Raw genomic sequence first — 22,141 nt, 5'->3', positions numbered from 1 at the left:
ATTTTTATTTATTAGCTCAATGTATTTTTAATGAATCCTTTTGCCTGTACGAGTTTTTCCTGCGCCTCATCTTTTGCACTATTGGTTAAAATCATGACAATCGCCAGCTTAACATCTTCTCCCGCTTGGATAAAGGTTTTTTCTGCTGTTTCATAATCACAATCTGTTGCCTCCATAATGATACGTTTGCTGCGCTCCACTAATTTCTCATTTGTTGGACGCACATCAACCATTAAGTTGTTGTATACTTTTCCAATACCAATCATCGCTATTGTCGAAATCATATTCAAAATTAATTTTTGTGCTGTACCTGATTTGAGGCGGGTTGATCCTGTCAAAAATTCAGCGCCACAGTCTACTTCAATAGGAAATTCAGCATGTTGGCTAATTTCGGCATTCATATTACATGCTAGAGAACCTGTATGTGCACCAATACTCTTCGCATAATCAAGCGCACCAATCACATAAGGGGTACGTCCACTTGCAGCAATTCCAATCACCATGTCATTTTTGGTTAGCTGAAGGTCAATCAAGTCTTGTTTTCCAAGCTCAAGGTCATCCTCTGCGCCTTCCACAGCAAGAGTCATTGCTTTTTCTCCACCTGCAATAAGTCCCACAACCATGCTTGCTTCAACACCAAAAGTAGGCACACACTCTGCAGCATCAAGCACACCTAGACGTCCACTTGTCCCTGCACCAAGATAAATAAGTCGCCCCCCATGATTGAAACTTTCAATCGTTTTTTCAATAACTGGTTCAATCATCGGAAGTGCTTTTTCTACAGCTTCTGCAACTTTTTTATCCTCCTTATTCATCTTTTCTAGAGCAGTTGAGACCGACATTTCGTCCAATCCAAAAGTTTCTTCATTACGTCGTTCTGTTGTCAAATTTTCTAAATTCATTTTCTTTCCTTTTCTTTTAATTCAAACTTTTGCTTCGAGTAAATTACATCGATTAAATCTCTGTCTTTTTCGATAACATACGCTACAACGTTAATATTAGGGTGAGCTGGTAGTGATTTTTTACACACTTGTGTTTCACCCATGTAGCGTCCATAAAGTTCATTATCCAGTGTTACCGCCCCTTTGTTGCGCTTTTCTGTATGTTCTTTTTGAATTTGTTCAACCTTCTTAAAGCGGGCATTTGCACTTCTTATCAAGTCAGGAGATTGATCATTTCTATTGTCATGTTCTCCTAAAACTGACGTAAAATAAGCTGAATCATGGTTTTCTACATGTAAAACTATTTTATCCCACTGCATATAATTTTCAAACTGATCAATCGTTGTTGCTGCTAAATCTCCATCGCCAATATAAACTTCATCCGTCTCATACTTTAATAAATCAAGAGCCGCAGCCAGCGGATGTCTATCCCGATGCTTTTCGAGTGTCGGAAGTCCAAGTCTTAAAGGTAAACGTTTCTGAGCATCGCCAGCAACAAAACCAACTCGCTTAAGACCATATTTTTGCAACCATTGATTCTGCTTGAGCAAATATTCCGTATCCAGCCCAGTTTCAGGGCGAGGATAATAGTTGTGCCAAGCTTCTAAATTAGAGAAGTTAGCTCCTAATCTTCTTAGTTCCTCTATCTCATCTTCTACCAACGTGCTGGCATTTAAACTAATCTTCATTTTATGGCTGGCTTTGGCAATCTGTTTATTGTCAATATGATAATCCATCCGTAAACCTGCGACACCATGGTGAGTAAGTTCTTCTAAATGATCAAATGAGTAACCTGCACGTTCTAGAGCTTCACCTGAAATATCTACCATCAGCTCCAATTGGTTTGCTTTAGCACAAGCTCCTAATTTTTCTAAGCGCATTTTATACGCTTGAGCATCATCTTCAAGAATATGCATTGAAGTAAATATCCCCTTGAATCCTGCTTGTTTCATACTTTTTATATAATGAATATCTTTTGCAGTAAGATCTTCATTCATAAAAATTGAAAAGCCAAACATAAACACCTCTCTATCTCTGAAACTTTATTTCTTTTGTTAACGCATTCATTTTAACATATCCAAAATTTCATTTCAACAATTTACTTAAATTTTTCCACATTATTTTTAAATAAAAAAGATAAATCCTGTAAAACCGTTGTTTAACTGAATTTATCTTGAATCGTTTTTTAAATAATGGAATGAAATTTCATGTAAAAAATAATAAAAAAATCCCCGATAAGGGGGATTTTAATTTTCTCATATTATTTAGCCAATTCGTAAATTGCTTCAGCATAGATAACTGCTGATTTGAAGAGAGCATCCAATGGTTTGTATTCATTTGCTTGGTGCATTGTATCTTCTTCACCTTCAAACATTGCGCCATAAGCAACACCACGTTTAAGGAGGCGACCAAATGTACCACCACCGATTACTGTTTCGTAACCTTTAAGGCCAGTGTGTTTTTCATAAACACTGATCAATGTAGAAACGAGTTCATCTTCCATTGGTACGTAGTGAGGTTCCATCACGTGATCGTTCATAGTCACTTCTTTTACGCCTTCAAGAGCTTCAAGAACTGCTTTGATTTTGTGTTGGTCAGTACCTTGTGGGAAACGGAAGTTCAATGCAATTGTACCTTCACCGTTTTCGTCAAAGTTCCAAACACCAGCGTTCATTGAAGTTGCACCCATAAGGTCATCATTGTAGGCTGTACCTAATTTTTCACCTTCATGGTCATCAATCAATGTTTCAGCAGCAAGTTTGATGTATGCAGCTGCACCTGCTTCAAAGTCAAATTGGTTAAGGAATTTAGCAAGGTAAGTTGCACCGTTAATCCCTTTAAATGGCATTGCACCGTGTGCAGATTTACCATAGACCGTTACTGTTGCTTTACCGTCAGATTCTTCAAGGTCAAAGCGTAAGTTTTTGTCTGCATTTTCAGCAACAAATGCTTCCAATTTTGCTTGGAGGTCTGTCGCACCTGAGATTACTGCAGTTGCAGATTCAGGGACCATATTTTCAGCCAAACCAGCTTTGAAAGAGTGGAGTACTACAGCACCAGCATTTTTTCCGTCAAAGTGAAGGTACTCTGTAACGTTACCTTTTTCACCATTGATGATTGGGAACTCAGCATCTGGAGAGAATCCGAAATCTGGCAATGGCAATTCACAGTGTTCAAAGTAGTAATCCATATCTTTCCAACCTGTTTCTTCGTTTGTACCAACGATGAAGCGGATTTTTTTAGATAATGGCACACCAAGGTCTTTCAAGATTTTCAAACCATAGTAACAAGCCATAGTTGGGCCTTTATCGTCTGAAGCTCCACGTGCGTAAAGGTTTCCATTACGGATTTCAGGTTCAAATGGGTTTGAATCCCAACCAGAACCGGCAGGTACAACATCCAAGTGACCGAAGATGCCTAAAACTTCATCACCTTCTCCGTATTCAAAGTGACCAACATAGTTATCATAGTTTTTAGTTTGGTAGCCATCACGTTCAGCCAATTCCAAAAATTTGTCAAGGGCTTTACGAGGTCCAGGGCCAAATGGGTTTTCTTTGTCCGCATTGTCCATGTCCATTGCTGAATCGATACGAAGAAGTTCAAACAAATCTTCGAGCATTGCGTCTTTGCGCTTTTCTACTTCTGCAGTAAAATCAATAGTTGTCATGATTGCCTCCATTATTTTGACTTCTTGATAATATATTCACAAAAAGTCGGTTTTCTAAACTCCTATAATTATACCAAAAAAGTAAAACGTTTGCATTTATAAAGTGAAAACTAGTCTTTAAAAAACTTAAACATTTTGACTTGTGGTGTAGGCAGAGCGACTTTTGAAAGGTCCGTCAATTTTACCCAAAGTTGATTTTCATCCAGTTTTTCTTCTTGAACAATAAAATTTTCCTCAGGGATACATTCAATAATTTGAACAAACCACTTCAAGTGAGAAAAAACATGTGTGATTTCTCCAACTTTTGTCATGCGTGAGATGCTATCTGGCACATTTGTTGGCGGCGCTAACCTATCATTATTGAATTCTTCTTTAGATATCTCCTGCATAGGGAAAGTCCACATATTAGCAAGTAAACCTGTGCTAGGACGTCTTTGTAGATAGTATTCGCCTTGCGAATTTTTTAATGCATAAGCATTGTAGTAAATATGCTGCTGCTTAATCTTTTTACTTTTGACAGGATACTTCAGTTGCGTACCTTTAGGTCTGGCTTGGCAATACGCAGCTAAGGGGCAAATCTCACACTTGGCAATTTTGGGCGTACAAACCATGGAACCTATGTCCATGAGTGCTTGGTTAAAATCTCCGGGATTTTCTTCCGAGATTAGCTCTCTCAGCTTTTCATCAAATATTTTCCGCGAAGCAGCCTTAGAAATATCTGATTCAATCTCAAATAATCGACTGGTCACGCGCATCAAATTTCCATCAATGGCCGGTTCAGGTAAGCCAAAAGAAATCGAAGCAATAGCCGCTGCTGTGTAAGGACCAATCCCCTGCAAACTTTGAATGTCTTTTAGCTGTTTAGGAAATTGCTCATCAAATTCTGTCATGACTTGCTGAGCTGCAATTTTTAAATTACGAGCGCGCGAGTAATAACCCAACCCTTCCCAAAGTTTCAGCAGCTCATCATCATCTGCGGCTGCCAAATCCTCAATCTGAGGATACTTCTCCATGAAGCGCAGATAATAGGGCATTACTGTTTCAACCTGTGTTTGTTGAGACATGATTTCAGAAATCCAAACAGAATAAGCCTCTGTATTTTTACGCCACGGCAAAGGCTTTTTGTGAATATTGTACCATCCTAATAAATCCTGCTGGAACTTTTCTATTTCGGTTTTATTCATAAGCTCTATTATTAAATTTATATAAAACAAAGTCAAATAGTAAGCTCTTAAAGAGGACTTTATCTGGGGAACAAAAAAACCTGTCCTAAACAGGCTTGCTAATTAAATATTATTCAATGCTTTTTGGGGCACATCTTTTCTTTGAACTTCTTCCCATTTAGTCACACCATTCTTATTATTATAAGTAACTTTCAAATAAGCATCATGCTTGAGATTATGAATTGAAGTAAATTCTAGATCCTTTTCTTTGCCAGAATCTGCATAACCTTTTTGTTTATAGTTAAATCCCTGCCAAGTTCCACCATCAGTAGTTTTGCTCGAAATTTTATCCCCATCTGTGTGTATCTGAACATAATATTCTTGACCGCCATATTCGTAATTATACCAAGTATAGCCGCCACCAATAATCAACAATGCTCCAGCAATAAGAGTCACCAATATTTTTTTCATTTATTTATACCTCAATTTTTATTTTCAAAACTATTTTACTCCTAATTTAAAGCAAATTTCTTACACTTTTGTAATAAAAAAATCCCTCGTTGAGAGAATTTTTTCTGAAAGAATTAATAATTTTCTTTTCCCAAAACTTCCTTTACCCTTTCAGCGACCTCATAAGGTACACCTGCTTCAGCGACTTGAGCAACATCAGCCTCAGAAATGGCTTTAAGTGACTTGAAGGTCGTCATTAATTTTTGCTTACGTTTTGGTCCAAGACCTGTAATACCATCCAGTTTTGAAGAAAAGGTATTTTTCCCACGTACTTGCCGATGGAAAGTAATCGCAAATCGGTGAACTTCATCTTGAATGCGTTGAAGGAGAAAGAATTCTTGCGATTGTCGACTCAATGGCACAACTTCCAAAGGATCACCAAAAAGTAACTCACTGGTTTGGTGTTTATCATTTTTAGCCATACCTGCAACAGGAATATCTAACCCTATCTCTTGCAGAATGGCCTTGGCTGCATTGACTTGACCTGCACCACCATCCATTGCAATCAAGTCAGGTAAAGCAGTCCCTTCACGCATGGCTCGACTATAACGTCTTGTAATCACTTCACGCATTGATGCGTAATCATCGGCACCTTCGACAGTTTTGATCTTATATTTCCGATAATCTTTCTTTGAGGGCTTGCCATTAATAAAGACAACCATTGCCGAGACAGGTGAGGTCCCCATTATGTTAGAGTTATCGAACGATTCGATTCTAACTGGTGTAGGAATGTTGAGAATTTTACCGAGATTTTCGATAGCACCTTGAGTTTTAATCAGGTCTTTTTCAAGGAGGTCAAATTTTAATTGTAATTGTGTGCGTGCATTCTTAGTCGCCATTGCTACAAGTTGCTTCTTCTCTCCACGACTTGGTTTGAGAACTTTTGTTTGAGTTACCGCTTCAACAGCCTCTACATCAATTCCTGAGGGTACTAAAATTTCTTTAGGTACCATGTGTTCAGCTTCTTGATAAAACTGTCCGATATAAGTTAAGAAATCATCTTCTGCATCATTGTAATAAGGGAACATATTGACATCACGTTGAATCATTTTACCTTGTCGTACAAAGAAAACCTGCACACACATCCAACCTTTATCTACATAGTAACCAAAAACATCACGATCTTTTAAATCGTGGTTCATGACACGTTGTTTTGTTCTCAAAGTACCGATAGAATTAATCACATCACGGTATTCTGCAGCTTGCTCGAATTCCATTTTTTCCGAAGCTGCAAACATTCTTGCTTTAAGTTCATTGATGATTTTTTTATCATCACCCGTTAAAAAATGCTTCACTTCCTGAGCCATATCTTTATAAACTTGAGGGTCTACATGATTAACGACTGGACAAAGACACTGATGGATATGATAGTAGAAACAAACTTTCTTTTCATGCAAACCACATTTTCTAAAAGGAAAGATGCGGTCTAAGAGGCGCTTAACTTCATTGGCTGCTTTAACATCGGGATAAGGTCCAAAATACATTGCCCCATCTTTTTTGACACGACGTGTAATCATCAAACGTGGATATTTTTCATTTGTAATCATGAGAAAAGGATAATATTTATCATCCTTAAGCATGATATTATATTTGGGCTTGTAACGTTGAATTAAGTTAATTTCAAGAACCAAAGACTCAATGTTTGATTCAACAACAATCCATTCTAAATCTTCTATCTCACTGACTAAAAGCTCAGTTTTTGTATTGTGGGAGCCATGAAAATAGGAGCGTACGCGGTTTTTCAGATTTTTCGCCTTCCCTACATAGATAACTGTCCCATTTTTATCTTTATGTAAGTAGCATCCTGGACTATCCGGTAAGAGCTCCAGCTTTGCTTTAATCGTGTTATTCATGGTCTTATTATAGCATATTCTGGAGGGGCTAATCATGAATTGGAACTATCTGTCGTGAAGGGAATTGTTTCTTTTTATGATTGCGGCATTGTGCAATGTTTTATAAACCTTCCTACTTAAACAAAAAAGACAAGTTTTACCTTGTCTTTTTTATTAACTTATTTTCTCTCGATGACTGCTTTAATTTGAGATTAACGACTAAAACAATACTGACAATGACCAGTAAAAACCATGAAGACATTTTCCCAAATCCTACGAGATGCCAGGTTTCTGCTTGATTAGGATACCGGTAAGCATTAAAAAATGAAGCAATATTTTCAGCTATGTAGATAAAGAAGCCAATCAAAGCAAAAGAGAAGAGTGCCTTCATTTTATATCTTTTTCTTCCATTAATACAAAAAGTGAACTGAGTGCGCCAAAAGATTAAGACAATAGCCAGAATAATAAAATACCGTAAATCATGGAAGAAATAATTGGTAAAAAAGTTCAGATACAAAACTGTGGATAAGCCAAAACTAAGCCCTAATGGCGGCCAATATTCCACATTTAGCTGCAACTTTTTCCACGATTGAACAACATAACTCCCGACACTGGCATACATAAACCCCGAGTAAAAAGGGACATTCCAAATTTTTAAGTAAGCCGGCTCAGGGTAGGTCCAACTATGGCTGATATTGACTTTAAAAATCTCTAAAATTAACCCTAAGATATGAAACAAGCAAATAATTTTTAACTCTTCAAGTGTTTCAAATTTTAATTTAACCATCAAAACTTGAAACACAAGTAAAATCACAAAGATTAAATCATAACGTGGGATATTGGGAAAAGTCAATCCACGTGTTATTGCTAAGGTAGCAAAAACGGCAAGTGGAAAGAGACAACAAGCGGCTTGGATTTTTGCAAAGTTGAAAAGCAAGATCACACCGTTTTTTAAACCATTCATGTCCTTATTTTAGCATATTTTCATCTGATAAAAGCAAGCGCAAAAAAACTCCCATCTTGGGAGTTTCGTCTTATTTTAAGAGTCTTAAAACATTCAATATAGCGATGAGTGTTACTCCAACATCTGCGATAACTGCTTCCCACATCGTGGCAATACCAAAGACCGCAAGGATCAGGAAAACGGCTTTTACACCAAGAGCTAAAACGATATTTTGGACCACAAGTCGTTTAGTTTTCTTGGCGATTTTAACAGACTTCGCGATACTTGATGGTTTATCTGTCATTAAAACCACGTCAGCTGTTTCAATCGCAGCATCAGAGCCTAATCCCCCCATCGCAAAACCGATATCAGCACGCGCAATAACTGGTGCATCGTTAATTCCATCACCAACAAAAGCGGTAAGACCATCACCTTTTGCAATTACTTGCTCTAACAAAGCAACTTTATCCTCCGGTAAAAGATTGGCATGATAATCCGTGATGTTCAGTTTCCCAGCAACCTGAGCGGCAACTTTTTCACTATCGCCTGTCAGCATCGTTTGGGAAATGTGAAGCTGGTTCAAAGCCGCAATTGCTTCTTCAGCATCTTCTTTAAGGACATCCGCTACAAGGATAACGCCTTGATATATACCATTTTTAGCAACATAAATCAAAGAACCTAAGGCGTTGCTTTCGGTAAAGTTAACGTTGTACATTTTCATCAGTTTTGCATTTCCGACAAGAATCTCATCACTCTCATAGATTGTACGTGTACCATGACCTGAAATTTCTTCCGACTCTGTTACATTTACTGTATCTAAGTTTTGGTTTTCTTTAAGCGCAAGTCCCAAGGGATGGGTGGAGTTAAGTTCACCGATAGCTCCCAGATAGAGTAAATCTTCTCGTGCAACATCTTCTGCTGGAAAAACTTGAGTAACTTTAAAGTTCCCTTGTGTCAACGTACCTGTTTTATCAAAGAGCACATGTTTTATCTTGGTCATAGCTTCAAGGTGATTACCCCCTTTAACTAAAATACCGTTTTTGGATGCGGTGCCAATCCCAGCAAAGAATCCAAGGGGAATGGAAACTACCATCGCACAAGGACACGAAATAATTAAAAACGTAAAGGCGCGTGTTAACCAGTCTGACCAATCTTGCTGGAAGAAAAGTGGGGGTACTAGAGCGATTATCGCTGCTGCAAATACCACAACTGGAGTATAGTAACGTGCAAATTTTGAAATGAATTGTTCAGTCGGTGCTTTATTTTCTTGAGCATTCTCAACGAGATTTAAAATTTTAGATACTGATGATTCCCCAAACGTTTTTTCAACTTTGATCTCCAGCAGACTATTAATATTCAAAAAACCTGAAAGAACTTCTTCTCCCTTGCTCACCTCACGTGGCAGTGATTCACCAGTCAAAGCTGCTGTATTAACGCTTGATTTTCCCGATAATACAAGACCATCAAGTGGTACTTTTTCTCCAGGCTTCACTTGTATAACTTCACCGATATTGACTTCTTCTGGAGACATATCAATAAGTTTTCCTTGTCGCTTAACAGTCGCAACTTCTGGTCGAAGGTCCATCAAAGCGGTGATTGACTTTTTACTGTTCCCAATCGCACGATCTTGGAAATATTCTCCGACTTGATAAAAAAGCATAACAGCAACTGCTTCAGCATATTCTCCTAAAGCAAATGCCCCGACAGTCGCAATACTCATGAGGAAGAATTCGTTAAAAATATCTCCTTTAAGCAATTGTTTGATTGCTTTGAGCAAAACACTGTGCCCAATCAACAAATAGGTTAAAATGAAAAGTGGGGTTTTAAACTGTGGTGTAAAGTCTAAAAAGCTTAAGGCGGCCAATAATAAAGCGGTGATGATAATAATCAACAGCTCATATTTACCCTCTTCTTCACCTTCATCTAAACTCGTATTTAGATGTATTGTTGTGTTGCAACAGGCAGGGTCTGAATCGTCAGAACTCCCTGTGACTTCTGAGCTACTTGAGCCCTCACTCTCTTCAGCAGTAGTAAGAGCTGCTTTGGCTTTGTGATTGAGGCAATTACATGTACCTTTTACACAGCGTGCATCATGTGTTGCCTTGTTTTGAGTAGATTTAAACATATGAAACTCCTTTTATTTTATATATGTATCACAATGGATATCTTCTGTTGGGGACCAGTGCATTGACTCAACTGTAGCATCAATGACTTCTAGTAAATGGTTAAGCTCAGGGGTTGTCAAGGAATAATAAATATATTTTCCTTCTTTGCGACTTGTGATTAACCCACAATCACGCAAACATGATAAATGTTGCGAGAGATTAGATTGTCCTGATTTAGTTTTATTAAGTAGTTCTGTGACTGTCATTTCCTTTTCACGTAATGCTTCAAGGACATTAAGCCTTGTCGTATTAGATAAGGCATGAATCACTTTTTGACGTTTTTCGGTTAAATTCATTATTCATCTCTTTATATTAGTTTGTACTAATATGTTATCAAACTTACTCATATTAGTCAATACTGAATTGTTTAAATCTATTCAAATCTAAATTTTTTGTACAAAAAAATCCTAAACGAAAGTGTTAGGATCTTATTATTTTTACAAACCAAGACGTTCAAAGATGACATCTACACGTGACAAATGATAATTATAATCAAAAGCTGCATCAATATCTTCATCTGTCAGTTTTTCACGGATTTTTTCATTGCTTTCTACCAGTGGGCGGAACATGATTTGTTCATCCCAAGCTTTTGCTGTCAATGGTTGAACCAAATCGTAAGCTTCTTCACGTGTCATTCCTTTTTCAATAAGCATAAGCATAACATGTTGACTATAGATCAATCCAAAAGTTGCATCCATATTACGCTTCATATTTTCTGGGAATACAGTCAGATTTTTAACAATATTACCAAAACGGTTTAACATATAGTTGATTAATTCAGTTGTATCTGGGGTAATGATACGCTCTGCCGAGCTGTGTGAAATGTCACGTTCATGCCACAAAACAACATCTTCCATGGCTGTCACAACATGTCCACGAATAACACGCGCCAAGCCAGTCATATTTTCAGAACCAATTGGATTACGTTTGTGTGGCATTGCTGAGCTACCTTTTTGACCTTTAGCGAAGAACTCTTCTACTTCACGTTGTTCTGATTTTTGAAGACCACGAATCTCTGTCGCCATACGCTCAATCGAAGTCGCAATCAGTGCCAGTGTACTAAAGTATTCTGCATGTAAATCACGGGGTAATACTTGTGTCGAAATCTCTTGTGGACGAATTCCAAGTTTGCCACATACATATTCTTCAACAAAAGGCGGGATATTGGCAAATGTACCTACAGCACCAGAAATTTTACCCGCTTCAACCCCTTTAGCTGCATGTTCGAAACGCTCGATATTACGCTTCATTTCAGAATACCAAGTTGCTAATTTAAGGCCAAAAGTTGTTGGTTCTGCATGGACACCGTGCGTACGTCCCATACATACAGTGTACTTGTGCTCACGCGCTTTATCAGCAATAATTTCCAAAAAGTTAGCCAAATCACGCCGGATAATATCATTAGCCTGCTTGTAGAGATAGCCATAAGCTGTATCTACAACATCGGTTGAAGTAAGTCCATAGTGTACCCACTTACTTTCCTCGCCAAGTGTTTCAGAAACAGCACGCGTAAAGGCAACCACATCGTGGCGCGTTTCTTTTTCAATCTCCAAGATACGATCAACATCAAAACTTGCTTTTTCACGAATTTTTTTTACATCTTCTGCTGGAATTTCTCCGAGTTCAGCCCAAGCTTCATCCGCAAGAATTTCGACTTCAAGCCACGCCTTATACTTGTTTTCATCCGACCAGATTGCCGCCATTTCTGGGCGACTGTAACGATTGATAACCATAGTTCCTCCAAATTTCTAACTTACTATAAATTATACCATTTTGGAGAAATTTTTTCGGGAATTTCTCTAATATTCTCAATTTATTGACGGAATATGTGGAAAAGACGAATGTTAAGCTTCTAAGGCATCAAGAACATCCAGCATCTGAGGTAATGTCAATTGCCCGGGAGCACTTCCTTCTTCCTTATCGAGTGCCACAAAAGTCCATACAGATCCGGTCAAACCTCCGGCAACGCGGGAAATTTTACCCAGTTCTCCCATTGCAATACCGATAAATTTTGGTCCATATTCCATCGTAAAATCACGTGTAATCTGTAGCAAATCCAAAACATCACACTCGCGTTGTGCCATAATCGCCACTTTTACAAAGCCTGTTTCTTCTCTTTGCATTTTCATCATTCGAGCAGTTAAATCTGTAGGTGACTCGAAAAAGTTATGATAAGACAAGACAATTTTTTCTTTAAATTCAAGTAGCTGTGGTAAGGCTTTTCGATAGGAAAAATATTCGATATCAATATAATCTGGGCCCAATTTGGCTACTTTTTTTAAAAGAGTGACATAATCTTTTTTAGAAATGGAGATATTGCCGCCTTCATTGGCTGTGCGTACAGTAAAAAGAAGGGAAAAATCTTTAAATTTCTCAAAGATAAAAGGCGCAGCCTGAAGAATGCTTTCTATATCTCCCAAAAAATCCGCCCGCCATTCAATAATGTCAGCCTTTCTGTACTTTTCTACGTTTAATTCCTGTACTTCCGCCACTGTTGTCGGAAGAACGGGTACTACAATTTTCGTTTTCCTCATATTTTAAGTTTAGCATACATTTGCATGCGTACCAAACATAATCCTGAACGTCACTGAAGATATTTTTTCAATTGAAATAAATAAAAAATCCCTGAAAAACAGGAATCTATATCTCAATTGCGGGAGCAGGATTTGAACCTACGACCTTCGGGTTATGAGCCCGACGAGCTACCTAGCTGCTCCATCCCGCGCTAATAAAAATGGAAGAAATTTGAACTATCCCAAAGTCACGCTATAACTGAGTGGACGAGATCTTCCATTATGGATGTATCCAAATGGTACACCTATTGTAACACACTTTTAGCTAAAGTCCTAATCTTGCACTTTAAAATAAAAAAAGCACTCCCAAGAGTGCCTTATCATTATGCTTTAGTAATGTTTGATGCTTGAGGGCCACGTTGACCTTGTTCAATATCAAATGTAACTTTTTCGCCTTCTTCAAGTTTACGGAAGCCATCGCTTTGAATTTGAGTGAAGTGTGCAAACACATCAGTACCATCTTCAGCAGTGATGAAACCAAAACCTTTAGAGTCGTTAAACCATTTTACAGTTCCTTTTGTCATAGTATATATTTTCCTTTCGTCATATTTGTAAATCATTATGTGAAAGAAAACATTAAAAATATATAACTTAGACTAAATTTACCTCTTAATAGTATCATGCTTTGTCCAGAAAGTCAAATCGCTTCTCCTCTTCATGGTTAAAACAAAGCTATAGCTTACTCTTAGAGACCATAAAAAAAGATACATCACTGTATCTTTTGTTTTTTATTTTGTCGAACCACGATTAATGATTTGATGAGCGAGGATCAATTGGTTTTCCTCAACTTCTTCCTTGTGCATAAGTTTTGTCAACAAACGCATTGAAACTGCACCCAAGTCATAAAGCGGTTGATTGACAGAAGTCAAACCTGGGTAAGTGTATGCTGTAATCGGGCTGTTTGAACCTGCGATAATTTCGAAATCCTCAGGAACTTTGATACCTTTTGAGAGCAAAGCATTGAGTAAGCCAACTGCTACAGTATCATAAGACACGATGGCAGCATTAATTTTCTTGGCAAGCATTTGTTCTGCTAAAGCTTGTCCATTTTCAAAAGTGTAATTACCTTCAAAGACAAGTGACTCGTCAAAATCAATGCCAGCTTCATTCAAAGCTTCTTGATAACCAACCATACGTTCTGTATTTTCAACTTCTTCTAAAGAACCTGACACAAAAGCAATACGTTTATTGTTTTTTGCCAGTTCAGCAGTTGTTTGGTGTGCTGCAAGATGATAATCGATATTTACAGATGACATTTGTTTGTCAACATCAATCATTCCAGCAAGAACAATCGGTGTACGGGTTGATTTAAGCTGTTTACGAACTTTTTCTGTCATGAAGCTGCCCATATAAACAATACCATCAACTTGCTTAGAAAAGAGACTTTCAATAACTTTAAGTTCTTTTTCTTCATCACCATCACTATTTGCGAGAATGACATTATACTTGTACATTGAAGCAATATCATCAATGCCTCGAGCGATTTCAGCAAAATATGGCGACGTGATTGTTGGGAGAACAACCCCAACTGTCGTTGTACGTTTGCTTGCCAATCCACGTGCAACCGCATTTGGACGGTAGTCCAATTCTTCAATTGCATCAAGGACTTTTTGACGTGTTTTCTCTTTGACGTTGGCGTTACCATTGACTACACGACTTACGGTAGCCATTGACACGCCCGCAACTCGAGCAACGTCATAAATTGTTGTTGTTGATTCTTCCATTCTTTTTAAACCTCAATTATAATAATCTTTGTCTGTTTTTTATATCTTTTAATATTTATGAAAAGTTTTTCCAAATTTAATTATATCACTTTTTGAAAACCGTTTCAATAATTTTTGGTAGTATATTGTAGATATTGTCGCACATGATTTTTTTCAGAATTTAGCGTACAATAGAGATAATAATTATAGAAAGGTGGATACTATGAGCAAACTCGAACGTATCTCTAATTTTCTGAACGAAAATGAAGTCGACATGACTTTCATCACCAATCCTACGACCTTGAATTATTTAACAGGTCTTGCCATTGACCCGCATGAACGTATTGCTGGTTTGATGGTTTTCCCGGATAAAGCGCCATCTCTCTTCACTCCAGCTTTGGAGGTAGAAAAAGCCAAAGAAAACACTACTGGCTTTGATATTTTTGGCTATGAAGATTCACAAAATCCGTGGGCTGTTGTAAAAGAACATTTGGGATCAAAAAATATCCAAAAAATTGCAGTCGAATTTTCTGACATCCCTTTGTCAAAAACTGAAGGGCTCAAATCTCAATTTTCTGGTGTTGAATTTGTCAACTTGACACCATTGGTAGAACGTATGCGTTTGATCAAATCTGCCGATGAAATCGAAAAAATGAAAATTTCTGGGGATTACGCAGATAAATGTTTCGAAATTGGTTTTGAATATGCAAATTCAGATCGTACAGAAACAGATGTTGTTGCAAAAATCGAATACGAAATGAAGCGTATGGGCGTACCTCAAATGAGTTTTGAAACAATCGTACTCTCAGGCGCTCGTGCAGCTAATCCTCACGGTATGCCAGAAGATGTCAAAATTCAAGATAATAAACTCTTGCTCTTTGACCTCGGTGTGATGAAAAATGGCTACGCTTCTGATGCTACACGTACTATCTCAATCGGTAAACCTTCTGATTTTGATGCCGATATCCACAAAATCGTACTTGAAGCACAAATGGCTGCTATGGACTTCGTAAAACCTGGTGTATCTGCACTTGAAATTGATAAAGTAGCCCGCGATGTGATTACTAAAGCTGGTTATGGCGAATACTTTGTCCACCGCCTTGGACACGGTATCGGTATGGATGTCCATGAATTCCCATCTATTGGTGGTTCTGAGGACATCATCATCGAAGAAGGCATGTGCTTCTCTGATGAACCAGGAATTTATATCCCAGGTAAAGTTGGCGTACGTATCGAGGACTGTCTCTATGTTACTGAAACAGGATGTGAGCCTTTAACTAAAACAAATAAAGAATTGATGATTTTCTAAAATCATCAGAAATGAAAAAGCACTGAATCAGTGCTTTTTTTATTAACCAAAGTCTCGTTTTCTTAAAGCAAGTACTTTCGTTTCAATTTGCTGGATGATATCCTTAAAGACTGCATCACTTTGACCTGTTGGATCTTCTAAGCCCCAGTCTTCCCTATATTGACAAGGAAGATAAGGACAGCCAACGTTACATCCCATCGTAATCACAATATCCACAGGTGGAATATCCTGTAAGAGCTTTGAACTTTGTGTTTTTTCCATGTCTATGTCATAGATTTCTTTCATCAAACGGACAGCATCTTGATTAATTTGTGGCTTTATCTCAGTACCCGCAGAGTAAAACTCAAACTTATCCCCAGCTAATTTTTTCCCCAAAGCTTCTGCAATTTGTGAACGGCAAGAATTATGCACACAGATAAATGCGATTTTGACCATAGTAACTCTCCTCAACTATTTTTACATATTATACACTATTTTCCCCGGTACTCGCTCAAACTGTACGGAGCTTATGAAAATTCTTGCTGGTATTTAGCTATTTCGGCATAGCTTTTCGCAAACTCTTGTGTTAAATTTTTGAAGAGAGGGTATAAAGCGCGGTAGTATTTAAAATTTTCTGGCTGAGGCTTATAAACTATTTCCATCGTTCCACTAGCAACATCTTCAATACTATCAATCCTCCCCAAAGCTTTTTGAGCCATGATCTGTGCTGCAAAGCATCCCGCCTCATGGTCTTTTTGAACCGTTATTGGTAACTCAAAAATGTCCGCAAGAATTTGCAACCAAAGCTCCGACTGAGAAAAACCTCCCGTAACTTTTATTATTTTAGGACATGCTGAATTTTCTGTGAGTGTCTCTTCTAACATACGCAAGTTAAAGGAAATGCCCTCAAGAACTGCACGCGCCATGTGACTTGTTGTATGACGATAGCTAAGTCCAAAAAAAGAAGCCCTAGCTGCTGCATTCCACAATGGTGCTCGTTCTCCACCTAGATAAGGATGAAAGATTAATCCATCCGAACCTGGAGACACACCTCTTGCTAAGTCAGTAATCGCTGCAAAGTCATAAGACTTCTTAAGTACGTTGTCTTTTAACCACCGAAAAACATCGCCTCCAGAATTTACCGCTCCACCATTTACCCAATGGTCTTCATCAAGTGCGTAACTAAAAGTTCTCGCTGCTTCATCTAGCTGAGGTACATCACTTACCATGCGAAGGGCGCCTGAAGTACCTACTGTAATTGCCAATTCACCTTTTTTAATTGCCCCAACACCTAAGTTTGACATAGGACCATCGCCAGCGCCATATACAAAAACGGTATCTGGTGAAAGCCCCATCTTTCGTATCCATTTTTCTGGTAAACCTTTCTCTATTGCATAAGGTGATACGATTTTAGGAAGTTGTGTTTTTGAAATACCTAACAGATCTAAAATATCATCGTCCCAGGTCATTTTCTGATTGTTAAAAAAACCTGTACCTGTAGCAATTGATAGATCCATCGTATTACTTTGGAAAATGCGTTGAAAGATTGCGCCTTTGAGATCCATAAAATGCGCTGCATTTTTGAAAATCTCTTTTCTTTCATTCTTGAGCCATAATAGTTTAGCAAGAGGCGACATCGGATGTAAAGGTGTTCCTGTTTTATGATATATAGCATTTGAAGTATCTTCACTTTTTAAATCGTTACTGTATTTTTCAGCTCTAGTATCTGCCCAAGTTAAGACACGCGTTAAAGGCTGCCATTCCTGATCAAAGGCAATCAAGGCATGCATTTGGGTGCTGAAAGAACATGCTAAAATAGAGTCTCCTGTTTTTATTTGGCGTGTTATTTTTTCAACAACACTTATCATCGCAGTAAATATCTCCTCTAAATCTTCTTCTGCCATTCCTTGGGCATCACGATAAAGTGGGTAAGACTGAGAACTTGTGGCGATCTGAATCCCTGATTGATCAAAGAGAACTGCTTTTGTCGCAGTGGTACCTAAATCTATACCTATTAAATAATCCATGTGTTTCCTTTCAAAAAAAGGCAAGTCTCCATTGCCTTTTTATTTTATAAATCATTTCCATTTGATGCAATAACAGACTTATACCAATCAAACGACTTTTTCTTCATCCGTGCAAGCGAGCCTGATCCATCATTTTTTCTATCCACATAAATCATACCATATCTTTTACTCATCTCGCCTGTGGAAGCTGCAACTAAGTCAATGACTCCCCAAACGATATAACCCATCAAGGGTATTCCATCGGAAATACCGTCTGCCATCGCTTTGATATGCTCTTTTAAATACGCAATACGGTAATCATCATTGATTTTTCCATCAACAATCTTATCCGACGCTCCCAATCCATTTTCAACTATAAAAATAGGTTTTTGATAGCGATCATAAATTTGATTCATGGTAATCCTTAACCCAAGTGGATCAACAGCCCACCCCCACTGACTTGTTTTTAGATATGGATTTTTCACCGACTTGACCACATTTCCTGCATTAACTTCTAAATCATCAAAACTTGCAACTGAACATCGCGAAGCGTAGTAACTAAAAGAAACGAAGTCCACAGTGTGCTTCAAGATGTCTTCGTCACCAACTTCCATCTTTAACTCGATATTTTTTTCGCGGAAAATCCTCTGTGTGTAAGAAGGATAATACCCTCGAGCTTGAATATCCGTAAAAAATGTATTCATCTGTTCATCTTGCAAGGCTTGCCAGACATCCTCAGGTTTACAGGAATAGGGATAAAATGCACCTCCAGCAATCATACATCCGATTTGTAAATCCTTATCCAATTTATGTGCAGCTTTCACAGCCAAACTACTTGCAAGGAGCATATGATGGGCAGCCTGATAGATTACTTGCGCTTTATTTTCACCTGTTTGGAAGGCCAATCCTGCTCCTGAAAAGGGGCTATGTAGAATGATATTTATTTCATTAAAAGTAATCCAGTACTTTACATCGTCTCCAAACTCATCAAAACATGTCCGAGCGTATCTCTCGAAAAAGGTAATCATTTTACGGTCGCGCCAAGAGCCATATTTTTCAACTAATCCCATCGGAACGTCAAAATGTCCTAAGGTTACCAAAAGTTCCATGTCATACTTTTTACACTCTGCAAACATTTGACGATAGTAGGCTATCCCCTCTTTGTTAGGCTCACTTTCATCACCCTTGGGAAAAAGACGAGACCAAGAGATTGATGTGCGGAATATTTTTAATCCCATTTCTGCGAGCAGTGCTATATCTTGTTTATAGCGGTGATAAAAATCAATGCCTTGATGACTGGGGTAAAATTCTGATTCCTCTAAGATTGGATGAGAAATTTCACCTAATTTAACGGGCAAGCGTTTTTCACCTAAAGGCAGCATATCAATATTACTGGCTCCTCTCCCCCCTTCTAACCATGCTCCTTCAGCTTGGTTTGCCGCAATAGCTCCACCCCAAAGAAAATCTTTAGGAAATTTTCCTGCTTCTTTTTTATTTTTCAACGTCTAAAATTACCTCTCCCTCACTGACTTCATCCTTTTCTAAAAGCGCAAAATTCGCATATTCTGCAGAATTTGTCACAACAACTATCGTATCTGTGGCAAGTCCTGCTGCTTCAATCAGTGCTAAATCAACTTCTACTATTGGAGTTCCTTGGTAAATTTTATCGCCCATTTTGATGTTTGAAGTAAAACCTTTGCCTTCTAAAGTTACTGTATCGATACCAATATGGACCAAAACTTCTAATCCTTTATCACTGGTAATTCCAATGGCATGTTTTGTTGGAAAAACAGCTGTAACCGTCCCTGTGATTGGTGAAACAATTTGTCCATTACTTGGTACAACCGCAAAGCCTTTACCCAATACTTCTTTTGAAAAGACCTCATCTGCAACTTCTGAAAGTTTTTTAACTTTTCCAGTTACTGGAGATTTAATACTTACAGTCTGAGCAACTTGATCCAGATGGATTTCTTTTAAGTTTTCTTCTTCCACAGGCAAATCATCAAACCCGATAACCAAGGTTAAGACAAATGACAATACAATGGAGAGAATCATCACGATAGCTACCCAAGCGATGGTCATTGGATTATCACGGTCAATAAATTGAACACTCGTAAACAAACCTGGAGCGGCCATTGAGTGGCTGGCAAGTCCTGCCATTCCAGCTACAGCTCCGGCAACAAAACCTGTAATCACTGAGGCAATCATCGGTCGTTTCAAACGTACAGCTACACCATAAAGTGCGGGCTCAGTAATCCCTGCAATGATAGCTGAAGATGCTGCAGCTAAAGCTGTTTGCCGTAATTCTCTATTTTTTGTTTTCAAAGCAACTGCTAGAGAAACACCGCCTAATGAGAGGTTGGCACCAATTTCTGATGGCATAACCATTCCCTCAACACCTGTATCCGCAATAGTCTGTACAATTGTCGGTGTGAAGACGCGGTGCATTCCTGTCATGACAAGCAACGGCCACAGTGCGCCAACAATGGCTACTGCTAACCACCCTAGTTTATCATGAATAAAGAACACACCATTAGAAATAGCTGTCCCTAACCAAACTCCTGCTGGACCTACTAAAAGTATAGCGATTGGTGCTGCTACAAGTAGGATAAGCATTGGCTTCAAAAAGTTTTTCGTTACCACAGGCGTGATTTTATCAACATAATTTTCAATATATTTAAGGAGCCATGTCATCACGATAGCGGGAATAATAGTATAAGTGTACTTTACAGATGTCATAGGGATCATCGCAAAAGTTACAGTAGTACCCTCAGCAGCCTTTGCCATCCATTCCATAAAGACCGGATGTACCATTAGACCAGCGATAGCCATCGCTAAGTAAGTGTTTGAGCCAAATTTTTTAGAAGCAGAAACAGCGACTAATAGTGGTAAAAAGAAAAATGAAGCATCCCCAATGGTATTCAAGATGTTATAGGTTGAACCATCAATACTTAGAATCCCCGTCATTTCCAAAAGCATCGCGAGCAACTTAATCATTGAACCGCCAATAATAGCTGGTATCAAAGGAGACATAGTTCCAATAATGGCATCAAGGATGTTTGTTCCTATTTTTTTCAAGGTTAATTTTTCTTTCGGTTTACCTGACTCGTTCGCCACAGCACCGCCAGCAACACCTTTTTTTAAGATAGCTGCGTAAGCTGCGGCTACATTGTTGCCAACAATAATTTGGTATTGCCCGCCTTGCTTGACAAGCCCCATTACCCCATTGATGTTTTTTACTTTATCATCATCTGCTTTGCTTTCGTCTTTTAAGATAAAACGTAGTCGTGTCATACAATGTGTTAAATTTTCAACATTTTCGACTCCACCTATTGCTTGCAGAATAGTCTCCGCCATTATATTAAAATCTTGCGCCATTTTCTCTTACTCCTTAGTTTTATTTTCCACAGCATGTCCACCAAAACCATTTCTGAGGGCTGCGACTACTTTTCCACTCATGCTATCTTCCTGTAAGGAACGATTACGCATCATTAAAGACATGGCAATTACAGGTGCAGGAACTTCTAAGTCTAGACTCTCTTCGACTGTCCACTTTCCTTCTCCCGAGGCTTGGACTCGCCCTATAATTTGATCTAATTTTGCATCCTTTGCAAATTGTTCTTCCGCAAGCTCCATAAGCCACGAACGAATAACTGACCCATGATTCCATAATTTGGCTACTGCTTCATAGTCGTATTTAAAGGGAGAAGCTTCTAAAATCTCAAAGCCTTCTGCAATAGCTTGCATCATGCCATACTCAATGCCATTATGAATCATTTTAAGATAATGGCCACTGCCAAGCGGACCTGTATAAAGATAGCCATCTTTTTGAGCCAATTTTTGAAAGAGGGGTTCCAATTTTTCCCAAGATTTTTTGCTATCACCACCAATCATAAAGTTCCCCCCCAAACGTGCACCAGCCATTCCCCCTGAAGTACCAACATCAAAGAAATCAATTTTCTTAGCTTTTAGCTTTTCATTTTGTTGAAGATTATCCTTATAATATGAATTTCCTCCATCAATAAGGATGTCTCCAGCGGATAACTTTTGAGTCAACTCCTCAACGATACTATTTATTATACTTCCTGCAGGTAACATAAGCCAAACAATCCGTGGCTGTGGTATGACTTCAATGAATTCTTCTAAAGTAGAGCAGCTTATCACTTGCTCAGAATATAGTTCTGCTTTTCTGATTTGTGTTTCGTCGTTGTCTAAGACAGTCACTTTCATACCCTTATCAACTGCATTTTTTACAAGGTTAAGTCCCATTTTACCAATCCCGATAAGTCCAAAATTCATATTCTCTCCTATTTGATATGGCTATTATAAGAAAAACATTATATTTATCT

19 protein-coding genes and 1 tRNA gene are annotated in these 22,141 nt (G+C 38.2%); 1 reads left to right on the top strand and 19 read right to left on the bottom strand.

Annotated features, from left to right (window positions below):
* Positions 1-11: 11 nt before the first annotated feature.
* From murQ to ccpA, 14 genes are all read right to left on the bottom strand, one after another.
* Positions 12-902, bottom strand: a complete 891-nt coding sequence (gene murQ / locus P3G65_RS03960) for an N-acetylmuramic acid 6-phosphate etherase (protein ID WP_019291990.1) — start codon at positions 900-902, stop codon at positions 12-14.
* Positions 899-1,960 carry a MupG family TIM beta-alpha barrel fold protein gene (locus P3G65_RS03955; protein WP_019291989.1) on the bottom strand — a complete coding sequence of 354 codons (1,062 nt, stop codon included), beginning with the start codon at positions 1,958-1,960 and terminating at the stop codon, positions 899-901. The genes murQ and P3G65_RS03955 overlap by 4 nt, the downstream gene beginning before the upstream one ends.
* 242 nt (positions 1,961-2,202) lie before the next feature.
* A complete protein-coding gene (gene pepV, locus P3G65_RS03950) occupies positions 2,203-3,609 on the bottom strand; it encodes a dipeptidase PepV (RefSeq protein WP_017368994.1) in 1,407 nt (468 codons plus the stop codon).
* 110 nt (positions 3,610-3,719) lie between these two features.
* Positions 3,720-4,793 (bottom strand): A/G-specific adenine glycosylase, encoded by a 1,074-nt coding sequence (gene mutY, locus P3G65_RS03945; RefSeq protein WP_019291988.1) that lies wholly within the window; start codon positions 4,791-4,793, stop codon positions 3,720-3,722.
* Positions 4,794-4,895: 102 nt separating this feature from the next.
* Positions 4,896-5,243, bottom strand: a complete 348-nt coding sequence (locus P3G65_RS03940; protein WP_019291987.1) for a YxeA family protein — start codon at positions 5,241-5,243, stop codon at positions 4,896-4,898.
* A gap of 113 nt (positions 5,244-5,356) precedes the next feature.
* Positions 5,357-7,135, bottom strand: coding sequence for an excinuclease ABC subunit UvrC (uvrC, locus tag P3G65_RS03935; RefSeq protein WP_019291986.1), 1,779 nt, complete (start codon positions 7,133-7,135; stop codon positions 5,357-5,359).
* A 136-nt stretch (positions 7,136-7,271) separates the two neighbouring features.
* Complete coding sequence (locus P3G65_RS03930) at positions 7,272-8,078, bottom strand: DUF817 domain-containing protein (RefSeq protein WP_019291985.1); 807 nt, start codon at positions 8,076-8,078, stop codon at positions 7,272-7,274.
* Between the two features lie 70 nt (positions 8,079-8,148).
* Positions 8,149-10,182, bottom strand: coding sequence for a heavy metal translocating P-type ATPase (locus P3G65_RS03925; protein WP_040086508.1), 2,034 nt, complete (start codon positions 10,180-10,182; stop codon positions 8,149-8,151).
* Positions 10,183-10,194: 12 nt separating this feature from the next.
* A complete protein-coding gene (locus P3G65_RS03920) occupies positions 10,195-10,518 on the bottom strand; it encodes a metalloregulator ArsR/SmtB family transcription factor (protein ID WP_019291983.1) in 324 nt (107 codons plus the stop codon).
* Positions 10,519-10,659: 141 nt separating this feature from the next.
* Positions 10,660-11,955 carry an adenylosuccinate lyase gene (gene purB, locus P3G65_RS03915; protein WP_019291982.1) on the bottom strand — a complete coding sequence of 432 codons (1,296 nt, stop codon included), beginning with the start codon at positions 11,953-11,955 and terminating at the stop codon, positions 10,660-10,662.
* A gap of 111 nt (positions 11,956-12,066) precedes the next feature.
* Positions 12,067-12,756: a type I 3-dehydroquinate dehydratase gene (aroD, locus tag P3G65_RS03910; protein ID WP_019291981.1), complete on the bottom strand. Its 690-nt coding sequence runs from the start codon at positions 12,754-12,756 to the stop codon at positions 12,067-12,069.
* Between the two features lie 117 nt (positions 12,757-12,873).
* Positions 12,874-12,947, bottom strand: a tRNA-Met gene (locus tag P3G65_RS03905).
* 171 nt (positions 12,948-13,118) lie between these two features.
* Positions 13,119-13,319 (bottom strand): cold-shock protein, encoded by a 201-nt coding sequence (locus tag P3G65_RS03900; RefSeq protein WP_003135419.1) that lies wholly within the window; start codon positions 13,317-13,319, stop codon positions 13,119-13,121.
* Positions 13,320-13,523: 204 nt separating this feature from the next.
* On the bottom strand, positions 13,524-14,519 hold the full coding sequence (gene ccpA / locus P3G65_RS03895) for a catabolite control protein A (protein WP_019293765.1): 996 nt from the start codon (positions 14,517-14,519) through the stop codon (positions 13,524-13,526).
* Positions 14,520-14,721: 202 nt separating this feature from the next.
* Between ccpA and P3G65_RS03890 the strand changes: the two genes are divergently transcribed.
* Entirely contained in the window at positions 14,722-15,807 is a 1,086-nt protein-coding gene (locus P3G65_RS03890; protein ID WP_017368973.1) for a Xaa-Pro peptidase family protein, read from the top strand.
* A 42-nt stretch (positions 15,808-15,849) separates the two neighbouring features.
* On the opposite strand, the gene P3G65_RS03885 is transcribed toward P3G65_RS03890, so the two are convergent.
* The 5 genes from P3G65_RS03885 to gnd all read right to left on the bottom strand — a co-directional run bounded on the left by P3G65_RS03885 (position 15,850) and on the right by gnd (position 22,091).
* Complete coding sequence (locus tag P3G65_RS03885) at positions 15,850-16,242, bottom strand: arsenate reductase ArsC (RefSeq protein ID WP_019335659.1); 393 nt, start codon at positions 16,240-16,242, stop codon at positions 15,850-15,852.
* A gap of 71 nt (positions 16,243-16,313) precedes the next feature.
* Complete coding sequence (gene gntK / locus P3G65_RS03880) at positions 16,314-17,813, bottom strand: gluconokinase (protein ID WP_165719105.1); 1,500 nt, start codon at positions 17,811-17,813, stop codon at positions 16,314-16,316.
* A gap of 44 nt (positions 17,814-17,857) precedes the next feature.
* Positions 17,858-19,294, bottom strand: coding sequence for a 6-phospho-beta-glucosidase (ascB, locus tag P3G65_RS03875; protein WP_019335661.1), 1,437 nt, complete (start codon positions 19,292-19,294; stop codon positions 17,858-17,860).
* The gene (ascF, locus tag P3G65_RS03870) at positions 19,284-21,170 is read right to left on the bottom strand and encodes a PTS cellobiose/arbutin/salicin transporter subunit IIBC (RefSeq protein WP_040086523.1); all 1,887 of its coding nucleotides are present in this window, start codon (positions 21,168-21,170) and stop codon (positions 19,284-19,286) included. The genes ascB and ascF overlap by 11 nt, the downstream gene beginning before the upstream one ends.
* Positions 21,171-21,176: 6 nt before the next feature.
* The gene (gene gnd, locus P3G65_RS03865; RefSeq protein WP_284071334.1) at positions 21,177-22,091 is read right to left on the bottom strand and encodes a phosphogluconate dehydrogenase (NAD(+)-dependent, decarboxylating); all 915 of its coding nucleotides are present in this window, start codon (positions 22,089-22,091) and stop codon (positions 21,177-21,179) included.
* Between the last annotated feature and the right edge of the window lie 50 nt (positions 22,092-22,141).

Source organism: Lactococcus sp. bn62 (assembly GCF_029492705.2).
GTDB classification, from domain to species: Bacteria; Bacillota; Bacilli; order Lactobacillales; family Streptococcaceae; genus Lactococcus; species Lactococcus petauri.
The sequence above is the reverse complement of the archived record's forward strand: the minus strand, read 5'-3'. Positions and strand labels throughout refer to the sequence as shown.